We start from the raw sequence: 20,757 nt of genomic DNA, 5'->3' as shown, positions 1-20,757 counted from the left end.
TTCTATAATAGGTTGCATGAAATGGGAGAAAAACCCTGTTTTGGTGAATACATTGTTGCATAAATCGAGCAAATAATATGGACAAAATTAAAGCATCAGAGGTTTTTGTGACCATCGTTAAGCAAGGTAGCATGATTAAAGCTGCTGATTATCTAGGTATGTCTAGAGCAATGGTGACGCGCTATCTTAATGAAATGGAGGAGTGGGCTGGGGTGCGTTTGTTGCATAGAACAACCCGTAAGCAGAGTCTGACTTCCGTGGGAGAATTAGTTTATCAACAAAGTTTACAACTGCTAGAGATGGCCGAGCGTATTCCCGCGAATATTCCCAAAGAGAGTCACCAAATCAGTGGGCTGGTGCGTATTACAACGGCACAATCACTCGCTAATTGTGCATTATCTGTGGCTATAACTGAATTTATACAACTTTATCCTCTTATTGCAGTCGATTTGCAGATATCTAATCAGACAGTCAATCTTATTGAAGAGCGTATTGATATTGCATTGCGTATTACCAACCATTTAGAGCCTAATCTGATAGCCCGCCCTTTAGCAAAATGTCTTTCTGTGGTTTGTGCTCATAAAGATTATTTAGCTAAACATGGTATCCCTAACACGCCGGATGATTTGACTTATCATCAATGTCTCACATATCGCTTTTTTGGCAGTAGCTTGTGGGAGTTTAGTTTAGGTGATGAGCGTTATTCTGTTCCTGTAGGTGGTAATTTAAGTGCCAATGAGTCTGTTGTGTTATTGCAAGCCACTTTGCAAGGTGCCGGAGTCTCCTTACAACCTTACTGCTCAGCAAAACCCTATCTTGAACGGGGTGAGTTAGAAATTTTGTTAGCGGATTATCAGCCACAGCCTATGGGAATTTATGCCGTGTTAGCGAGCCGACAAAATATGCCCGCAGCCGTGCGTGTTTTACTGGATTTTCTGGTTGACTGGTTTGCCTCTTCGCCTCATTGGTTGTCATTATCGGGTGAACGCGTGAGTTAATTGTTTTGGGTAATTAGCTAAAGTGGTTTTCATCACATCAATAAAATAGCGCACAAGTTGTGATGAGGGGCGATGAGATGGTGTGATCAAACTCACCGTAAATGGAATGGTAAAACTCAGTGGCCGTATACAGAGATCACTATATTGATAATCAAGGGCGGTAATAGGGTTAACGATAGAAACACCAATGCCTTTACTCACCATGGCACAAATTGAGGCCGCACTTTGTGTTTCCATGATCAATTGTCGAGTGATCCCCTGTTTAATAAACATAGCATCAATAAGTTGTCGATAACTATCATTAGCAGATAAGCTGATAAAACGAGTTTGATGAAAGTCTTGTGGCTGCAGTAATGCTTTTTTACTTAACACATGAGACTTTGGCAAAATAGCGACTTCATTTAACGTTAGCAGTGTTTCTTGTTGGGTTCCGGCAGGTGTTTGTGTGTGCTCAGTTAGCCCTAAGTCATAATGTTGTGCAGATAACCACTCCTCTAATAAAGGAGACTCCTGTGGCACTATCGTTAAATTAACCTCGGGATATTGGCTGAGAAATTGTTGGCAAATTGAGGGTAATAGTGATTGAGCAAATGCCGGTAAACAGGTGATATTTAATTCCGCTTGATGAAAATGGCGAATACTATTGGCTGCGGTAATAATGCGGTCAAGTCCATAATAAGAGCGCTGTACCTCTTCAAAAAATCTTAATCCCTCCGTGGTAGGTTGTAGTCGACCTTTAATTCTATCAAATAGCTTAAATGACAATAGCTGTTCAAGACGTGATAGTTCGCGACTGACTGTGGGTTGAGACGTTTTCAGTAAATCTGCCGCTTCGGTTAGGTTTTGTGTGGTCATCACTGCATGAAAAATTTCAATATGTCGCCAACTAAATGGAGTTTTCATAAATTTTATCCTATATCACAAGTGAATAGACTATAGCTAATTTGATATTTTTATTCCCGCTTTAATTGCTTAATAATATTTTTATTCACCCTACATTGCTGAGTAAAAAATGATGACAACATCCAACAATGCGATCCTATCTCAATTAGCACAAACTTATGGCACGCCATTATGGATCTATCAAGGTGAGACTATTTCTGAACATATTGAGCAATTAAAAGCCTTTGATGTGGTTCGTTTTGCACAAAAAGCCTGCTCTAACATTCATATTTTACGGTTAATGAAACAGCAGGGCGTTAAAGTTGATTCTGTCTCACTAGGTGAAATTGAGCGGGCGTTGGTTGCCGGTTTCCAAGGTGGTCGAGAGCGTAGTGAAATTGTCTTTACCGCCGATTTACTCGATGAAAAAACGATTGAACGTGTGGTTGAATTAGATATTCCGGTTAATGCAGGTTCTATTGATATGCTTCGCCAACTTGGAGAACGTCATCAAGGGCACGCGGTGTGGATAAGAATAAATCCTGGGTTTGGTCATGGACATAGCCAAAAGACCAATACAGGTGGGGAAAATAGCAAACATGGTATTTGGTATGAAGATGTGCCAGAAGCATTAGCGGTGATTAATCAATACAATTTGAATTTGGTTGGTTTCCATATGCATATTGGCTCAGGGGTTGATTATCAGCATTTAGCGAGTGTCTGTGATGCAATGGTTGAGCAAGTACTCACCTCTAATGTTGATATTAAAGCCATCTCGGCCGGTGGGGGATTGTCAACACCTTATCAGCAAGGAGATAAAAGAGTCGATTTAAACCACTATTTCTCTTTATGGGATAGTGCTCGTCAACGTATAGCGCAACACCTTGGGCATGATATTGAACTGGAAATTGAACCAGGACGCTTTTTAGTGGCTGAGTCTGGCGTGTTAGTGTCACAAGTAAGGGCGGTTAAGTCGATGGGAAATCGTCATTATGTGCTGGTGGATGCAGGGTTTAGTGATTTAATGCGCCCAGCTATGTATGGTAGTTACCATCAAATCACATTATTAGATAAATACGGCCAATTAAAATCTAGCGAGTTTCAACAAGAAACCATAGTTGCGGGGCCTCTTTGTGAATCTGGTGATGTGTTTACCCAGCAAGAAGGAGGAATGGTTGCTCCTCGTTTATTACCTCCGGCAGAAGTTGGTGATTACTTAGTTATTCATGATACGGGGGCTTATGGTGCATCAATGTCATCTAACTATAATAGTCGTCCCCTTATTCCTGAAGTGTTAATTTCACAGGGCATACCTCAATTAATTAGACGTCGTCAAACCATTGAAGAGCTATTAGCGCTAGAAATTAACCTGTAACTTTTACTATTCCTCCCAGTGTGATCATCTCCCAATAAAAAACACCTCATTATTAAATTAAAATAATGAGGTGTTGTATCCGTGTTTCAGTCGTTAAATGGCAGACTATTTATTGACGATCATAACGGCATAATTAGGCTGCTTTATCTGTTTTTATTGTATCAGTTGACGACTTTTTTGCCGGCACCGCCAAGGCATCAAAGTCAAATTCATCCACATTAATACTACGTAAACGGCTTTGCTCCGCTTTGTGTAAGATATCAGCTTCTTCGGGAGTCACTCGTTTATCGGCTAAGGCTTTATCCGCTAATTTATCTAATTGAGTGAAGCTAAATTTCTTTTCATAGAGTCGACAGATACGTTCAAACAGTGGCTCTGCGGCTAAAATATCGAGCAGAGCTTCTTCCATTAAACCATGAGGATTGTGCTCACTGGGTGTGAGGAATTGTCCTTTACCAATACGATCACGGGTTTCAGAAGGTTGTTGGATAATTTGAGCCACTTTACTATCTAACTTATCTGAAGGCAGTTTCTGCACTTTACCCAGAGGGAAAATAATGGCGCGCAGAGCTCCTGCAACAAAACGATTTGGGAAATTGCGTAATAGCTCATCAATGGCATTTTCTGCTTGGTATAAACACTCTTTAATACCCCAGTGTACCAGTGGTAAATCAGCGGTATTACGACCTTCATCCTCATAACGTTTTAGTACCGCAGAGGCGAGGAAAATATGACTTAAAATATCGCCAAGTCTTGCAGAAATACGTTCACGACGTTTTAAACTACCACCTAAAACCCCCATGGCAACATCAGAAAGTAACGCCATGTTGGCACTGAGCCGGTTAATTTGTTGGTAATAACGACGAGTTTCATCTTTTGTTGGCGCGGTACTTAAGCGACCATTAGTGATACCTAACCAAAGGCTACGTAATGTATTACTGGCAACATGGCCTAAGTGACCAAATAAGGCATGATCAAAGTCGTGTAAGTTGTTATCTCTAGCCGCTGCAATTTCATCTAAAACATAAGGGTGGCAACGAATAGCCCCTTGTCCATAAATGATCATGCTACGAGTGAGAATATTAGCGCCTTCCACTGTAATGGCGATGGGGGAGCCTTGATAAGAGCGAGCCACAAAGTTAGAAGGGCCAAGACAAATCCCTTTTCCACCAACAATATCCATTGCATCAATAATCCCGCGTTGCGCTCTATGGGTACAATGATATTTTACGATAGCAGAAAGTACGGCAGGCTTTTCTCCTAACATAATACCTGTGGTAATTAAGGTTGAAGCTGCGTCCAAGAGATAAGCATTACCAGCAAGGCGCGCTAATGGCTCTTCAATTCCTTCCATCTTCCCGATAGGAAGCTTAAATTGACGACGAATTCGAGAGTAAGCACCTGTTGCCATTGCTGCACTTTTTAAGCCTCCAGTGGAGTTAGATGGCAGTGTGATACCACGACCGACTGAAAGACATTCCACCAGCATTCTCCAACCTTGGCCTGCCATTTTTGGACCACCGATAATAAAATCGATAGGAACGAAAACATTTTTACCACGAGTGGGACCATTCATAAAAGGAACATTGAGTGGGAAATGGCGATGACCAATTTCTACCCCTTTTACGTCGGTTGGAATTAAAGCACAAGTAATACCGGGGTTTTCATCATCACTCAGTAGATGGTCTGGATCGCGAAGTTTAAAAGCGAGCCCTAATACTGTGGCTATAGGTGCTAAAGTAATATAGCGTTTATTCCATGTGAGACGAATACCAAGGACTTGCTCACCTTGCCATTCCCCCATACAAACCACACCACTATCAGGGATAGCGCCAGCATCAGAGCCTGCTTCAGGACTGGTTAATGCAAAGCATGGAATTTCATCACCTTTGGCTAAACCGGGTAAGTAACGTTTTTTCTGCTCATCAGTACCATAATGTTGCAATAACTCACCTGGACCTAATGAATTAGGTACACCTACAGTGATGGCGAGAATACCAGAAACACCCGCGAGCTTTTGCAGTACACGAGATTGTGCATAGGCAGAAAACTCTAATCCGCCATACTCTTTTTTGATAATCATCGCAAAGAAGCGATGGTCTTTTAAATATTGCCAAATCTCAGGAGGTAAATCAGCTAGTTCATGTGTGATTTGGAAATCATTGGTCATGCGACAAACTTCTTCAACTGGACCATCCAGAAAAGCTTGTTCTTCAGCGGTAAGTTGTGGCTTAGGATAATTGTGAAGTTGTTTCCAATCTGGTGCTCCACGGAATAATTCACCTTCCCACCATGTTGTTCCCGCATCAATGGCCTCTTGCTCTGTCTTAGACATAGATGGCATCACTTTTTGGAAAGCCTTTAGTGCAGGGGCAGAGATATATGCTTTGCGAATAGAAGGAAGAGTGAATGGTAATAATATCAATGCAACGGGCAGTAATAGCCAGTAGCTCCAGATATTGGCTAAACCCATCACGAAAGTATAAGCAATAAGTAAGATACTGCTTACTACAAGGCTGTATTTTCGGTAACTAAGTATACCGATGAGAACTAAGAAAAGCACAATACTGAGTAGGGTCATAATAAAACTCCTGTATTTGCAAGACATCAGAGGTCAGACCTGTTATGTGTTATTTAGATCTAATGCAGTCACCAAGTTTTAGCAATATTTTTACATTCTAATTACAATGTAGCTCACAAATTATTCGTAAATGAGAGAAGTTAGCATTTGTAGGTAAAGAGGTGCTTCTTTCGTATCATTGGATCCGTTACACTGAGAAATAGATATTTTTTGATCCCTTTTCTGGAGTAAAAATCCTATGTACCAAGATCTTATTCGTGGCGAATTAACTGAAGCGGCAGATACACTCTCTCGTTTTTTACAAGATGATGCGAATATTGAAGCTATTCAAAAAGCAGCTGTATTATTAGCAGACTCATTTAAAGCAGGCGGCAAAGTTTTATCCTGTGGTAATGGGGGATCACACTGTGATGCTATGCATTTTGCAGAAGAATTAACGGGGCGCTATCGTGAAAATAGACCCGGTTATCCTGCTATCGCAATTTCTGATGTGAGCCATATTTCTTGTGTGAGTAACGACTTTGGTTATGAATATGTTTTTTCACGTTATGTGGAAGCGGTAGGTAAAGAGGGTGACGTATTACTGGGGATCTCAACTTCCGGTAATTCAGGCAATATTATTAAAGCCATTAGTGCCGCTCGTGAAAAAGGTATGAAAGTTATTACTCTAACAGGTAAAGATGGCGGAAAAATGGCAGGGAGTGCAGATATTGAAATTCGTGTCCCTCATTTTGGTTATGCCGACCGTATTCAAGAAATCCATATCAAAGTTATTCATATTCTGATCCAGCTGATTGAAAAAGAAATGGAAAAATAACGATATAGTAATATTGCCTTATATGAATAATTAAAGCGTGAGTAAGTAGGAGCGGGCGATGTGTGAATTGTTGGGCATGAGTGCAAATGTACCCACTGATATCAATTTTAGTTTAAGTGGCCTCATTCCTCGTGGTGGTAAAACTGGCCCTCATAAAGACGGCTGGGGTATCACCTTTTATGAAGGATTAGGATGTCGTACATTTAAAGATCCACAAGCTAGTGCCGTTTCACCCGTCGCTCGTTTTGTACAAGAATATCCCATTAAATCACATGCTGTCATTGCGCATATTCGCCAAGCTAATCGAGGTAATGTCAGTTTAGAAAATACGCATCCTTTTACCCGTGAACTGTGGGGTAAAAATTGGACTTATGCTCATAATGGACAACTTAAAGGTTATCAATCACTGGATACAGGGCGTTTTAGAGCGGTAGGACAGACTGATAGTGAAAAAGCCTTTTGCTGGATATTAAATCAGCTTGAAAAGCGTTACCAGAGAACACCATCTAATTGGCCGGCTGTCTTTCGTTTCATTGCTATTTTAGCTGATCAATTGCGGCAAAAAGGTGTGTTTAATATGTTGTTATCCGATGGCCGGTTTGTTATGGCATATTGTTCAACTAATTTACACTGGATAACCCGTAAAGCTCCTTTTGGTAAGGCCAAATTGCTGGATCAAGATATTGAAATTGATTTTCAGCAACACACTAAAGCGGATGATATTGTGTCGGTAATATCGACATTACCCTTAACAGGTAATGAATCTTGGCAAAAAATTCCTGTTGGTGAGTTTGTTTTATTTGATCGTGGGTTGCGAATTTTGTAACCATTTACTATCGATACTTTTAGCTAAATTTAATGTGGAAATAGCCTCACGATTATTCACCAAATAGCGACCGTTTTTTACACTAATTACTGGGATTTTTTGGTATTCTTCCACATATTGGTAAGCAGGTGCTAACTGTTGCCAAAAATCCATATTGGCAGAGTATTGGAATTTTTTCATATTTTCGGCTGTCATTTTAAAAGGGAAAATATGAATATTAATGTTCTGTTGGCCATTTTTCAGCGCAAGTTCGGCATATTGGTAGATTTCATCCATCACAGTATCGGTCATTGCATAGCAACCCACTGATTTACAAGCACCGTGGATCATCAAAAAATCACCGGTATAACCTTGCTCTTGATCGTATTGATTAGGAAATCCTAGGTTAATTGCTCGATAAAACCGACTATTTGGGTTAAGCTGAGTTTGATTAACTTGATAAAAGCCTTCGGGACTTTTTAAATCACCTTGATATTTCTTCGGACCTAATCCTCCCGAATAGCTACAAATGGGATAAGTACGTATTTTCTCTAATTGTCCATCCTGTTTTTCTATATACAGTTCTAGTAAGTTTTCTTCTTTAAATATTTGAATATAGATGGGCTCTCCTGTACTTTTTTTAACAGGTTTGATAAGAAATTTTGAACTATTTTCAGCGTTAACAAATAATGAGGTTAATATTATTGTTAAAAATATGATTAATTGTTTTGCGTGACTGGTCATGGTTTTATCAAAAAAAAGGCTTAAAATTTGTTGATAAACTAGATTGTAGATTGCAATGAAGCAATCAATTTGTAAATTTAAATCTACTATGGTTTCTTTTCTATTACAAAATATTCTGTATAAAACTTAATCGTTGGTCGAGAAATGTGATATTTTAATTCGGTTTATGCGAATTGTTAACGTTTCAGTCAAAATAATATTCCCATTTGCTTGAGCTAAATCACTCGAATAGTCAGACAGGCTGAAACTGAGATGATAAAATTCAGATCGGCAGAATAAGAGAAAATAGTAACAATTATCGGAGATAAATAACTTAGGGTATCAAACTACCTTAAGGTGTTTTTATTACAGAGTCGCTACATTTTCGGGGTGAATTTGTAGCTTAGGGTTTAACTGATAAACTTGTGCAAATCTTATGATTAAAATTAAAAAAGGACTCGACCTCCCAATTGCAGGAGCGCCTGCCCAAGTGATAGAAGACGGACCCGCGATTCGACACGTAGCTTTGCTAGGTGAAGAATATGTCGGAATGCGTCCTTCTATGATGGTTTCGGAAGGTGAGCATGTTAAAAAAGGGCAGGTTCTTTTTGAAGATAAAAAGAACCCCGGTGTAATATTCACAAGCCCTGCGTGTGGTAAAGTTGTTGCCATTAACCGCGGTGAGCGCCGTGTACTTCAATCCGTTGTTATTGAAGTTGACGGCGATGAAGAAGTCACTTTCGACAGTTATGATAGCTCATCACTTTCAGAATTGACCCGTGAACAGGTAGAAACAAACCTAGTAAATTCAGGTTTATGGACAGCGTTAAGAACACGTCCATACAGTCGTTCCCCTAAATTAGGAACCACGCCGGTGGCAATTTTTGTCACTGCGATGGATACTAATCCATTAGCGGCAGATCCTACTGTGATCATTGAACAAAACGAGCAGGCTTTTAACGATGGTCTGATTGTTTTAAGTAAATTAACAGAGGGTAAGGTACATGTTTGTCATGGTGAAAAAGCACCGGCAAAACTCAATGATGGACAAATTAGCTATAACCAATTTGTTGGCCCTCATCCTGCGGGATTAGTGGGTACTCATATCCATTTCTTAGAGCCAGTCAGCGCGAAAAAAATGGTATGGCATCTTAACTACCAAGATGTTATTGCGATAGGGTATCTCTTTACTACCGGCTCTTTATATACCGAGCGTGTTGTTGCATTAGCGGGACCTCAAGTTAAAGCCCCTCGATTATTACGTACCTGTTTAGGTGCTGATCTTTATGAATTAACGAAAGATCAATTAGTCGATGGTGATAATCGTATTATTTCTGGCTCTATTTTATGGGGTTGGAAATCGGACGAAGCGCATCACTATTTAGGCCGTTTTCATAACCAAGTCTCTGTATTACGCGAAGGTCGTGAAAAAGAGTTATTTGGTTGGGGTTATCCAGGTACTAATAAATTCTCCATTACACGTACCACAATTGGTCACTTCTTAAAGAACAAACGTTTTGCATTTACAACCACAATGAATGGTGGTGAACGTTCAATGGTGCCAATTGGTAACTATGAGCGTGTTATGCCATTAGACATTATGGCAACACATTTGTTACGTGATTTGATTGTCGGTGATACTGACAGTGCTCAAGCATTAGGTTGTTTGGAATTGGACGAAGAAGATTTGGGACTATGTACTTATGTTTGTCCAAGCAAATATGAGTATGGCCCAGCACTGCGCCAAGTATTGACCAAAATTGAGCAGGAAGGGTAACTCATGGGGTTGAAAAATTTATTTGAAAAAGTAGAGCACCATTTTGAGCCCGGTGGTAAATACGCCAAGTGGTATGTACTCTATGAAGCGGTCACAACGGTTTTTTATACGCCGGGTACGGTGACACGTAATGGTTCGCATGTACGCGATACCATCGATCTAAAACGTATGATGATCCTTGTTTGGTTATCTGTTTTCCCAGCCATGTTCTGGGGAATGTATAACGTTGGTCAACAAGCGATCCCTGCTCTTAATCAGTTGTATAGTGGTGCTGAGTTACAGCAAGTGATTGCTTCTGATTGGCACTATGCACTTGCACAGTATTTAGGTGCATCATTGACACCAGATGCTGGGTGGGGAAGTAAAATGCTCCTTGGGGCAACTTACTTTTTACCTATCTATCTTGTTGTCTTTGCGGTAGGTGGTTTCTGGGAAGTGTTATTTTCCCTTATTCGCGGACATGAAATTAACGAAGGTTTCTTTGTTACTTCTATTCTGTTTGCGTTAATTGTGCCGCCCACATTACCATTATGGCAGGCTGCTTTAGGTATCACCTTTGGTGTCGTAATTGCAAAAGAGATTTTTGGTGGAACAGGACGTAACTTCTTAAACCCCGCATTAGCAGGGCGTGCTTTCCTCTTCTTTGCTTATCCGGCACAAATTTCAGGCGATCTTGTTTGGACTGCCGCTGATGGTTTCTCTGGTGCAACCCCTCTCTCTCAATGGTCTGTTTCTGGTCAAAGTGCATTGTTAAATAATGTCACTCAGCAGCCTATTTCTTGGATGGATGCATTCCTTGGAAATATCCCTGGTTCTATTGGTGAAGTCTCAACACTGATGATCCTAATTGGCGGCGCAATCATTTTATTTGCTCGTATCGCATCATGGCGCATTGTTGCCGGTGTGATGGTGGGTATGATTGCAATGTCATATCTGTTTAACTTGATTGGTTCTGACTCTAATCCATTATTCTCAATGCCTTGGCACTGGCACCTCGTATTAGGTGGCTTTGCATTTGGTATGATGTTTATGGCAACCGATCCGGTATCAGCTTCATTCACTGATAAAGGCAAATGGGCTTACGGTATTTTAATTGGCGTAATGGCTGTGCTAATCCGTGTCGTCAATCCGGCTTACCCAGAAGGAATGATGCTAGCAATCTTATTCGCCAACTTATTTGCACCGCTGTTTGACTATGTGGTTGTTCAGGCGAATATTAAGCGGAGAAAAGCTCGTGGCTAAAGAAAAAAACAAAGATAGCGTCGGAAGAACGTTCCTCGTTGTATTTATTCTATGTCTTGTTTGTTCCGTGGTAGTAGCTGGCTCTGCTGTTGGACTTAAATCTAAGCAAGAAGAGCAAAAGCTACTGGATAAACAACGTAATATTCTAGATGTTGCTGGTTTATTGGTGCCTAAAATGAGCGCCAGTGAAGTACTCAAAGTTTACGATACACGCATTAAAGCTAAGATTGTAAACTTCAAAACTGGCGAATTGACAGACAGTAAAGGCGACTTTGATTTAAATAGCGAACTACGTAGCGATGAAACTTCTATCGCACTATCACCTGAAGAAGATATTGCAAAAATTCGTCGTCGCGCCAATACCGCAGAAGTTTACTTTGTTCTTGATGATCAAGGTAAAACCCAAGAAGTGGTACTGCCCGTCTATGGTTCAGGCCTATGGTCGGTCATGTATGCCTTTGTTGCGGTAGATATTGATGGTGTAACAGCGAAGGGGATTACCTATTATTCTCATGGTGAAACGCCGGGGCTAGGTGGAGAAGTTGATAATCCGCAATGGAAGGCTCAGTGGAAAGGTAAACGCTTACTGAATGAAGAAGGTGTGCCTGCTATTAAAATCGTACGTGGCGGGGCATCAGATAGTCCTTATGGTATTGATGGCCTTTCAGGTGCAACCTTAACCTCTAACGGCGTTCAACATATGTTCGATTTTTGGTTAGGTGATAAAGGTTTCGGCCCATTCCTGAAAAAAGTTCGTGAAGGAGAGATCAATGGCTGATACAAAAGAGATCAAACGCGTTTTACTCGGGCCGTTGTTAGATAATAACCCGATTGCCTTACAGGTATTAGGGGTCTGTTCTGCATTAGCAGTAACAACCAAGCTTGAGACGGCATTAGTAATGACCATTGCGGTAACATTAGTGACGGCATTCTCAAACTTCTTTATTTCACTGATCCGCAACTATATCCCCGGCAGTGTACGTATTATTGTGCAAATGGCGATCATTGCTTCATTAGTAATTGTGGTAGACCAAGTTTTACAAGCGTACGCTTATGAAATATCTAAACAGCTTTCTGTTTTCGTTGGTCTTATCATTACTAACTGTATCGTGATGGGACGCGCTGAAGCCTATGCGATGAAGTCACCACCTATCGAAAGCTTTATGGATGGTATCGGTAATGGCCTAGGATATGGGGTTATCTTGATCCTTGTTGGATTTTTACGTGAGCTATTTGGTTCAGGTAAATTATTTGGCATTACGGTGATGGAATCTATCCAAAACGGCGGTTGGTATCAACCTAATGGCTTATTCCTGTTAGCGCCAAGTGCTTTCTTTATTATTGGCTTGCTAATTTGGGGATTACGTACATTAAAACCTGCACAGGTTGAAGAGGACTAATTGCCATGGAACATTATATAAGCTTATTTGTTCGTGCTGTTTTTATTGAAAATATGGCACTGGCGTTCTTCTTAGGGATGTGTACTTTCCTTGCGGTATCTAAAAATGTAAAAACAGCATTTGGATTAGGTATTGCGGTAACCGTTGTTCTGGGTCTTTCTGTACCTTTGAATAACTTGGTGTACAACTATGTACTACGCGCGAATGCATTAATGGAAGGTGTTGATTTAAGTTTCTTAAACTTTATCACTTTCATTGGTGTGATTGCGGCTCTGGTACAGATCCTCGAGATGATTTTAGATCGCTACTTCCCTTCGCTATATAACGCATTGGGGATCTTCTTGCCACTGATCACTGTTAACTGCGCTATTTTTGGTGGTGTGTCCTTTATGGCACAACGTGACTATAACTTTAGTGAATCTATTGTATATGGTTTCGGCTCTGGAATTGGCTGGATGTTAGCTATCGTATTACTGGCTTCTATTCGCGAAAAAATGAAATACGCGGATGTACCGTCAGGTATGAAGGGATTAGGAGTTACTTTTGTCACCACAGGGTTGATGGCATTAGGTTTCATGTCCTTCTCTGGTGTTCAGCTATAAAGGGTGAGAAGAACTCATGGATATAATTATTCTAGGTGTTGCGATGTTTACCCTGATTGTATTGGTGCTAACTGCATTGATTTTGTTTGCAAAATCAAAGTTAGTCAATACAGGGGATATTGAAGTTGAGGTGAATGGAGATCCTGAAAAAAGTTTCCATGCGCCAGCCGGTGATAAATTACTCAACGTATTATCAAACGAAGGTATTTTTATCTCATCTGCATGTGGTGGTGGTGGCTCTTGTGGTCAATGCCGCGTAAAAGTACTTGAAGGTGGTGGAGATATTCTTCCTACTGAGCTTTCTCATATTAATAAGCGTGAAGCTAAAGAAGGTTGCCGTTTAGCTTGTCAGGTTAACGTTAAAAATAATCTGAAATTAGAGCTACCCGAAGAGATCTTCGGGATTAAAAAATGGGAATGTGAAGTTATCTCAAATGATAACAAAGCCACGTTTATTAAAGAGTTGGTATTAAAAATTCCTGAAGGTGAAGTGGTACCTTTCCGTGCTGGGGGCTTTATTCAGATTGAATGTCCTCCTCACACTGTGCGCTATGAAGATTTTGATATTCCTGAAGAGTATCGTGAAGATTGGGATAAATTTAATTTATTCCGCTATGTTTCTGAAGTTAAAGAGACCACAGTGCGTGCATACTCCATGGCGAACTACCCTGAAGAGCATGGCATTATCATGTTAAACGTGCGTATTGCGACACCGCCACCACGTAATCCTGATGTGCCACCGGGAATTATGTCATCTTATATTTGGTCATTAAAACCGGGTGATAAAGTGACAATTTCAGGGCCGTTTGGTGAATTCTTCGCGAAAGAAACTGATGCGGAAATGATCTTCATTGGTGGTGGTGCTGGTATGGCACCGATGCGTTCACATATTTTTGATCAGCTAAAACGCTTACATTCTAAACGTAAAATTAGCTTCTGGTATGGTGCTCGTTCTGTGCGTGAAATGTTCTATACAGAAGATTTTGATATGCTGGCTAAAGAGAATGAAAACTTTACTTGGCATGTTGCGCTGTCAGATGCATTACCGGAAGATAATTGGACGGGTTACACCGGCTTTATTCACAATGTGCTCTATGAAAACTACCTCAAAGATCATCCAGCACCAGAAGATTGTGAATTCTATATGTGTGGACCACCAGTGATGAATGCTGCGGTGATCAAAATGCTTAAAGATTTAGGCGTAGAAGATGAAAATATTATGCTGGATGACTTTGGTGGTTGATTTTTCTCATAAAGCAGATAAAGCATAACAGTATGAAATGACAAGCGCCCACTAATGTGGGCGCTCATGATCAGAAGAGAGATATATGTTAAAAAGAAAGATGATGCATGGGATCTTGATGCTATGTGCACTGGTTTTCTTATCAGCCTGTGGTGAAAAACAGCAGGTGTTAGAAGGCGAAACGATGGGAACTTACTATTCAATTAAATATGTTCCTAGTAGTGATTCACCTTCACAAAGCGTCTTACAAACAGAAATCGATCGTATTCTTGAAGAAGTGAACGATCAAATGTCAACGTATCGTCCTCAATCTGAATTAAGTCGTTTCAATCAAAGTCGTGAAATTAATACGCCATTCCCAGTTTCACCCGCTACTGCTAAAGTCGTTAGTGAAGCGATTCGTATTAATAAAATTACGGATGGGGCTTTAGATGTTACTGTTGGGCCTTTAGTCAATTTATGGGGATTTGGCCCTGAAGGACGTTTTACTCATCAACCTTCAGCCGATGAACTAGCTAAACGTAAAAAATGGACGGGAATTGATTACCTTGCAGTGGAAGGTAATACATTAATTAAAAAAATACCTGAGCTTTATGTTGATCTCTCTTCTATTGCTAAAGGTTATGGTGTTGATGCTGTTGCCGAATATTTGATTTCTCAAAATATTACCAATTATATGGTTGATATTGGTGGTGAGGTGAGAACACAAGGTGTTAATGGTAATGATAAACCTTGGCGCATTGCGATTGAAAAACCTGCTAATGATGGCACCACACAGAGTGTACAATTAATTATTGAACCGGGTGATAATTCGATTGCGACATCGGGGGATTATCGTAACTATTTTGAAGAAGATGGCGTCCGTTTTTCTCATACGATTGATCCTACAACAGGTCGCCCAATCAAACATAACCTTGCCTCTATTACCGTAATTGTACCTACTTGTATGAGTGCTGATGGTTTATCAACAGGGTTAAATGTTCTGGGGCCTGAAAAGGGTTTAGAGGTAGCAAATAAATTAAATATTCCTGTTTTTATGATAGTTAAAACTGAAAATGGGTTTGAAGAGCGTTATAGTAAGGCATTCGCCCCATTCTTGAAAAAGTAGAATTTAAGGAGAGAAGGTTATGTTAAAAATATTTCTTTTTGCCTTCATCTTGTTCTTACTGGCATTCTTTGGAATGGCTTTAGGATATATTGTTAAACGTAAAAGTATTCAGGGCAGTTGTGGTGGTTTAGGCTCTATTGGTATTGAGAAAGAGTGTGATTGTCCTGAACCTTGTGATGCTCGTAAAAAAAGAATGGCGAAAGAAGCTGCTCGCCAAGAGCTATTGCAGAAAAACCGCATCTTATAATTTGGTTATCGATGCATTTTTTTGCTAACGATGGATTTATCAAGTAATAGCTAAAATAAAAGAGTGACGTATATTTTATACGCCACTCTTTTTTGTTTAGAAAAATCGCTTTCAGATAAGGATATTAAGCTTTTTAATACCGTGATTAAGTCGCTGCTACTTCCAAGGATAAGGGTTACTGCCTTCCCACTCTAATACTTCTTTTTTCGCTTCATCATAAGAATAGCCATAATGCTCTTGGAGTTTCCCTATCAGTTGCTCTCTGGTTCCTTCAATAATATCCAGTTCATCATGGGTGAGTTTTCCCCATTTTTCTTTCACTTTTCCTTTAAATAAATTCCAGTCACCAGAAGCTTTATTATTTAACATCTTATTCCACCTAACTTATTTCTGTTTATTGACACTATTAAGTGTAGAAGAGAAATGTATTAAGGTAAAAAAGCGCCAATGTCGCAACGATGTTTACTCTTTTCTGAATGCTTTTATTTTAGCTGGAGAATCAACCATAACTGCATCAGCACCTAATTCTACTGCTTGCAAATAATCTTTCTCAGTATTGATACCGAATAAAACGATATGCGCATTACCCCCCGCACGAAAACAAGACATCGCATCTTTGTCCCAACTTAATACAGCCGCTGAACGAGCTTCACCTAAGGTATATTTTTCAACCACCTCAACTTTTCTGTGCAGTTCAAGGCCATACCAACGTGTGATATCAAGATTTTCTGGCAGTAAACAGATATGCCCCATAGTAATATTGGCTAAGATATCGCGGGTAACATCACGACTTTCAAAGCGTTGTACATTATCAGGTAACGCATCTAAAAAAGCACTATTGGTAGAATAAACGCGCGTTCTTTCTAACGCATTATGTTTGCTTAATACCGAAGCTAATGCTTTGCCTTGTATAACGGGATCGGCATCAGGTGATTTTAAGTCAATATAGAATTGTGTTTTAGGAAATTGAGTCAGAATATACTCCAATGTCGGGATAGTAACTCCTTTATTGCGATATGGAAATTGTTGTGCTTCCCCATATTTATATCCTGCATCCCATTGCGCCAATTCTTTGGCAGTAAAGGTTGAAATTGCCCCTTGCCCATTAGTGAGGCTTTTTAGATCACTTGGACGATAAAGAACAGGGACATTATCTTTAGACAGTTGAACGGTTATCCAAATTGCATCAGCTTGATTGCTTAGTGCTGTTTTGATAGCAATTTCGGTATTTTCAGGTGCATCCGCTGTGCCACCTCTGTGTGCAATAATTTTAGGAGAAGCCATAACAAATACTGAGTAAAAGAGGAATGAAATTGCAATAAATATTTTGATCATATAACTCTATTTCCTTGTTTTATATTTGATTTTCAAATAATTACGATAAAAATAAAAAGAGCAGAATAAGTTAAAAGTAATCTATCATTACTGTGTGACATTTCTATAAACAAACGTACTTAATTAAAATAATAATCACTAATATCACTTAAAATAGGTATAGATCAGGGAATAAAAATTGTAGTTAATGGTTGTTTACTGTATATTTAAACAGTAAATAGCGTGAGGTGATTGTATGCGGAAAATTATTCATGTCGATATGGATTGTTTCTATGCTGCGATTGAAATGAGAGATAACCCTACATTAAAAGAGATCCCTATTGCAGTCGGTGGTAATGCTTCTCGTCGAGGTGTTATCTGTACTGCTAATTATCCTGCTCGCCGTTTTGGTGTCCGTAGTGCCATGTCAACGGCTACGGCATTAAAATTATGCCCTCATTTAAAAGTATTGCCCGGTCGCATGGCATTATATAAAGAGACTTCAGCTAAAATTCGTCAAATATTTGCCCGTTATACAGATTTAATAGAGCCGCTTTCATTAGATGAAGCTTATCTTGATGTGTCTGATAGCAAACACTGTCACGGCTCTGCCACATTGATAGCGCAACAGATCCGCCAGCAAATTTTTGCTGAACTTAACCTCACGGCTTCCGCCGGTATTGCGCCGATTAAGTTTCTCGCCAAAATAGCATCTGATTTAAATAAACCGAATGGACAATATGTGATCACCCCTGAACAGATGGATGACTTTATTTTAAAATTACCATTAAATAAAATTCCGGGAGTAGGAAAAGTCACCTTTGCTCGATTACAAGAGATGGGATTAGAAACCTGTGCTGATGTTCGTCGTGCTGATGTTATTTCCTTAGTGAAAAATCTAGGTAAATTTGGGCAAAGCTTATGGGAGCGTAGCCATGGTATTGATGAGCGATTAATCAATCCTGAACGTTTAAGAAAATCTGTTGGTGTTGAGCGCACACTAGCTGAAGATATTGATTCATGGGATGAGTGTTTAGCATTGCTTGATGGATTATATGATGAATTAGAAAAACGATTAAGCCGAGTGAAACCTGATCTTAGAATTGCGAGACAAGGGGTTAAATTAAAATTTGATGATTTTCAGTTAACCACCCAAGAGCATTCTCATCCTATTTTAGAAAAAACGGATTTAATTGATATTGCTTATCAGGCATGGCATGAACGTCGAAATGGCAGGGGAGTAAGATTAGTCGGTTTTCATGTCACGTTGCAAGATCCACAAATGGAACGACAACTTCTTTTAGCATTATAAGTATTAAAAAACCATAGCGAGCATCAAGGCGCACTATGGTTAATGTATTTAAATATACTTTTTAATTAATAGATGATCACCAGCGGTAATTTATCGTTGCTGTCATGGTTCTGCCAATGCCATAAAAACAGGCAGTTTCACCCGCACAAGAGGCAACATAGTGTTTGTTGGCAATATTATTCATATTTAGTTGAACTTCAGCCCCTTTTAAAGAGGAGGATAATTCGCCTAAAGAATAACCTACCATGGCATCGTACAAAGTGACTGCAGGTACACTAATCGTATTTTTAGTGTCACCTTGAGATACACCGATATATCTCACACCAAAGCCCGCTTTAGCACCATTAAATAGCCCTGATGTTTCATCATACTGTCCCCAAAATGATGCCATATGTTTAGGAACCCGTGGTAATTCTTTTCCTTGTGTACCTGCGGTGATGGTTTTTCTCACTTCAGTATCGGTATAAGCATAGCTACTAATAAATGATATATTTTCAGTTAATTGGCTATTAATTTGCGCTTCAATACCACGGCTTCTAATTTCACCTACTGGCTCAAAATAGGCTTTTTCAGCGTTATAGTTAGTCACATTACGTTGTTGTAATTGGTAAATAGAGAGTGTTGCTAATGTCTGTTCATTTGGGGTGAGGTATTTTATTCCTGCTTCTAATTGACGCCCTTCACTTGGCTCAAATGGTGCACTACCCGGAGCTCTTCGTGTCTGTAAATTAGGTTCAAAAGAGGTGCTATAACTAATATAAGGTGAAATACCATTATCAAAGGCATAGAGTAGACCCACTCGACCGGTTAGCTTCTGGTCGTCTTGTTGGTCTTTGCTGTTTTTGATGTGATCATAGGTACGAACTTGCGCCCAATCTTGGCGTAATCCCCCTAATAAGATCCAGTTTTTCCATTGGATCTGATCTTGCAAATAGATCCCTAACTGGTCGTGTTTTTGTAATTGATTTGTCACCGGTTTTTGTAAACTGATATCAATAGGATAATGATAATTAGGATTTCGCCAATCCAGATCATATTCTGGGCCCATCGCTTGCAATAAATTGTCTTTATTTTTACTCCATTGATAATCAATACCTATAATTACTGTATGCGCTAATTTTTCAGTATCAAAATCAGCTTGTAGTCGAGTATCAATACCAAATGTATCTGTTTCTCGTTTTTCCTGTTGAGCTCGGCGCTCAAGAATATAAGGGTTATCTTTTCTTAATGAACCAAAAACAAGATATTTATATTTTTGTTTGATATGGCTATAACGGGCATTTTGGATCAATTTTAATCTATCATTAAATTCATGTTCAAATTCATAACCAACGCCATATTGTTGGCGCCATGATTGGTGATAATCAGCATTATTTACATTGAAATCAAATGGAATGGTGCCTTCGGGTGTTTTTTTGACCGTACCATAAGCTGGCAAAAAATTACGGTATCCCGCTTCGGGCTCTTGTTGAATAAAACTTAATAACGTTAAACGTGTCTGCTCATTTGGCAAAAAAGTGATGGCAGGGGCAAGGGCAAATCGTTCTTCTTTATAGTCTTTAATTTGAGTATGTTGTGTTTTTGCTAATCCATTAAGGCGATAGAGAATACGATTATCATCACTTAATGAGCCTGCAAAATCAAAAGCTGTCTCTGCTAATTTATCATTTCCTACACGTGCTTGAATATGATTAATGGTTGTTGAAGTGGGTCTTTTGCTGGTCATTGCCACAAGACCACCTGGATTTAATTGACCATATAGAACAGAAGACGGGCCACGGATCAGCTCAACTCTCTCTAATAGCCAAGGGTCAATAGCTCCTGTAGAAGATGAGGCTCCCATACCATAACTAAGTCCATCAAGAAAACGGGGGGCATAGCTATATCCACGAATAAAGATTTCATCATTTCGGTTTGAACTGCCGCGATATTCAGTGAAAACGCCAGGTGTATACCGCAATGCTTGAGAGACAGAACTGACATCTTGCGCATCCATCTGGTCACGTGTAATGACACTGATTGATTGTGGTGTCTTATCTATATCACTAAGTATTTTATTTGTTGATAGTGTTTTTGTTGCCACTAAACCTGAAATTGGTCCTTGCGGATCTTGTGAGGGGGATGCGGTAACAATGATTTTATCAGGTGAATTTTGTGTCATTGCGGCATGAATTTGTAACGATAACAGACTGAAGGGGAGAGTAAGTAATAGGTTGGTAGCAATAATTTTTTTAGACACTGTTGATCCCTTTAAATTTTTAATTTTTCTTTACCTAAAATGCGGTAATGGTGAAAATACCATTATGTAAATATTAATACTAATGATAATTA

19 protein-coding genes are annotated in these 20,757 nt (G+C 39.6%); 13 read left to right on the top strand and 6 right to left on the bottom strand.

The genetic code is table 11. From position 1 onward, the window contains the following. Positions 1-77 precede the first annotated feature (77 nt). Entirely contained in the window at positions 78-998 is a 921-nt protein-coding gene (locus tag AACU98_RS06120) for a LysR family transcriptional regulator (RefSeq protein WP_004244813.1), read from the top strand. Here the strand turns inward: AACU98_RS06120 and AACU98_RS06115 are convergent. Continuing rightward, on the bottom strand, positions 975-1,901 hold the full coding sequence (locus AACU98_RS06115; protein WP_004244812.1) for a LysR family transcriptional regulator: 927 nt from the start codon (positions 1,899-1,901) through the stop codon (positions 975-977). The genes AACU98_RS06120 and AACU98_RS06115 overlap by 24 nt on opposite strands. Before the next feature lie 109 nt (positions 1,902-2,010). Between AACU98_RS06115 and lysA the strand changes: the two genes are divergently transcribed. After that, on the top strand, positions 2,011-3,255 hold the full coding sequence (gene lysA, locus AACU98_RS06110; protein ID WP_017827569.1) for a diaminopimelate decarboxylase: 1,245 nt from the start codon (positions 2,011-2,013) through the stop codon (positions 3,253-3,255). Positions 3,256-3,388: 133 nt separating this feature from the next. Here lysA and fadE read toward each other — a convergent pair whose 3' ends face one another. After that, positions 3,389-5,836 carry an acyl-CoA dehydrogenase FadE gene (fadE, locus tag AACU98_RS06105; RefSeq protein WP_161735686.1) on the bottom strand — a complete coding sequence of 816 codons (2,448 nt, stop codon included), beginning with the start codon at positions 5,834-5,836 and terminating at the stop codon, positions 3,389-3,391. Positions 5,837-6,074: 238 nt separating this feature from the next. On the opposite strand from fadE, the gene lpcA reads away from it, so the two are divergent. Beyond that, the gene (gene lpcA / locus AACU98_RS06100) at positions 6,075-6,653 is read left to right on the top strand and encodes a D-sedoheptulose 7-phosphate isomerase (protein WP_004244807.1); all 579 of its coding nucleotides are present in this window, start codon (positions 6,075-6,077) and stop codon (positions 6,651-6,653) included. 58 nt (positions 6,654-6,711) lie between these two features. Then, the gene (locus AACU98_RS06095) at positions 6,712-7,479 is read left to right on the top strand and encodes a class II glutamine amidotransferase (RefSeq protein WP_004244806.1); all 768 of its coding nucleotides are present in this window, start codon (positions 6,712-6,714) and stop codon (positions 7,477-7,479) included. Here the strand turns inward: AACU98_RS06095 and AACU98_RS06090 are convergent. After that, the gene (locus AACU98_RS06090) at positions 7,450-8,202 is read right to left on the bottom strand and encodes a L,D-transpeptidase family protein (RefSeq protein ID WP_004244805.1); all 753 of its coding nucleotides are present in this window, start codon (positions 8,200-8,202) and stop codon (positions 7,450-7,452) included. The two genes, AACU98_RS06095 and AACU98_RS06090, sit on opposite strands and share 30 nt — an antisense overlap. A gap of 415 nt (positions 8,203-8,617) precedes the next feature. Between AACU98_RS06090 and AACU98_RS06085 the strand changes: the two genes are divergently transcribed. The 8 genes from AACU98_RS06085 (at position 8,618) to nqrM (ending at position 15,800) form a co-directional block, all read left to right on the top strand. Beyond that, complete coding sequence (locus AACU98_RS06085) at positions 8,618-9,958, top strand: Na(+)-translocating NADH-quinone reductase subunit A (RefSeq protein WP_004247390.1); 1,341 nt, start codon at positions 8,618-8,620, stop codon at positions 9,956-9,958. 3 nt (positions 9,959-9,961) lie between these two features. Further along, entirely contained in the window at positions 9,962-11,200 is a 1,239-nt protein-coding gene (locus tag AACU98_RS06080) for an NADH:ubiquinone reductase (Na(+)-transporting) subunit B (RefSeq protein WP_004244803.1), read from the top strand. Beyond that, on the top strand, positions 11,193-11,978 hold the full coding sequence (locus tag AACU98_RS06075) for a Na(+)-translocating NADH-quinone reductase subunit C (protein WP_004244802.1): 786 nt from the start codon (positions 11,193-11,195) through the stop codon (positions 11,976-11,978). Before AACU98_RS06080 ends, AACU98_RS06075 begins: the two co-directional genes overlap by 8 nt. Beyond that, positions 11,971-12,600 (top strand): NADH:ubiquinone reductase (Na(+)-transporting) subunit D, encoded by a 630-nt coding sequence (locus AACU98_RS06070; protein WP_012367566.1) that lies wholly within the window; start codon positions 11,971-11,973, stop codon positions 12,598-12,600. The genes AACU98_RS06075 and AACU98_RS06070 overlap by 8 nt, the downstream gene beginning before the upstream one ends. A 5-nt stretch (positions 12,601-12,605) precedes the next feature. Next, the gene (nqrE, locus tag AACU98_RS06065; protein WP_004244800.1) at positions 12,606-13,202 is read left to right on the top strand and encodes an NADH:ubiquinone reductase (Na(+)-transporting) subunit E; all 597 of its coding nucleotides are present in this window, start codon (positions 12,606-12,608) and stop codon (positions 13,200-13,202) included. 16 nt (positions 13,203-13,218) lie between these two features. Next, a complete protein-coding gene (gene nqrF / locus AACU98_RS06060; protein ID WP_107034152.1) occupies positions 13,219-14,445 on the top strand; it encodes an NADH:ubiquinone reductase (Na(+)-transporting) subunit F in 1,227 nt (408 codons plus the stop codon). Between the two features lie 85 nt (positions 14,446-14,530). Then, on the top strand, positions 14,531-15,553 hold the full coding sequence (locus AACU98_RS06055; RefSeq protein WP_004244798.1) for an FAD:protein FMN transferase: 1,023 nt from the start codon (positions 14,531-14,533) through the stop codon (positions 15,551-15,553). Positions 15,554-15,572: 19 nt separating this feature from the next. After that, on the top strand, positions 15,573-15,800 hold the full coding sequence (gene nqrM / locus AACU98_RS06050; RefSeq protein WP_004244797.1) for a (Na+)-NQR maturation NqrM: 228 nt from the start codon (positions 15,573-15,575) through the stop codon (positions 15,798-15,800). Positions 15,801-15,956: 156 nt separating this feature from the next. On the opposite strand, the gene AACU98_RS06045 is transcribed toward nqrM, so the two are convergent. Both AACU98_RS06045 and AACU98_RS06040 read right to left on the bottom strand, forming a co-directional pair. After that, a complete protein-coding gene (locus AACU98_RS06045) occupies positions 15,957-16,169 on the bottom strand; it encodes a CsbD family protein (RefSeq protein ID WP_004244796.1) in 213 nt (70 codons plus the stop codon). Positions 16,170-16,262: 93 nt separating this feature from the next. Then, complete coding sequence (locus tag AACU98_RS06040) at positions 16,263-17,135, bottom strand: glycerophosphodiester phosphodiesterase family protein (RefSeq protein WP_004244795.1); 873 nt, start codon at positions 17,133-17,135, stop codon at positions 16,263-16,265. Between the two features lie 235 nt (positions 17,136-17,370). On the opposite strand from AACU98_RS06040, the gene dinB reads away from it, so the two are divergent. Beyond that, complete coding sequence (gene dinB / locus AACU98_RS06035) at positions 17,371-18,426, top strand: DNA polymerase IV (protein WP_004247392.1); 1,056 nt, start codon at positions 17,371-17,373, stop codon at positions 18,424-18,426. A 76-nt stretch (positions 18,427-18,502) separates the two neighbouring features. Here dinB and AACU98_RS06030 read toward each other — a convergent pair whose 3' ends face one another. Continuing rightward, a complete protein-coding gene (locus AACU98_RS06030) occupies positions 18,503-20,665 on the bottom strand; it encodes a TonB-dependent siderophore receptor (protein WP_161735684.1) in 2,163 nt (720 codons plus the stop codon). Positions 20,666-20,757 lie beyond the last annotated feature (92 nt).

The organism is Proteus sp. G4380 (genome assembly GCF_963885725.1).
GTDB classification, from domain to species: Bacteria; Pseudomonadota; Gammaproteobacteria; order Enterobacterales; family Enterobacteriaceae; genus Proteus; species Proteus mirabilis.
Note: the sequence above shows the minus strand (reverse complement) of the source record. Positions and strands in the feature narration are given on the sequence as shown.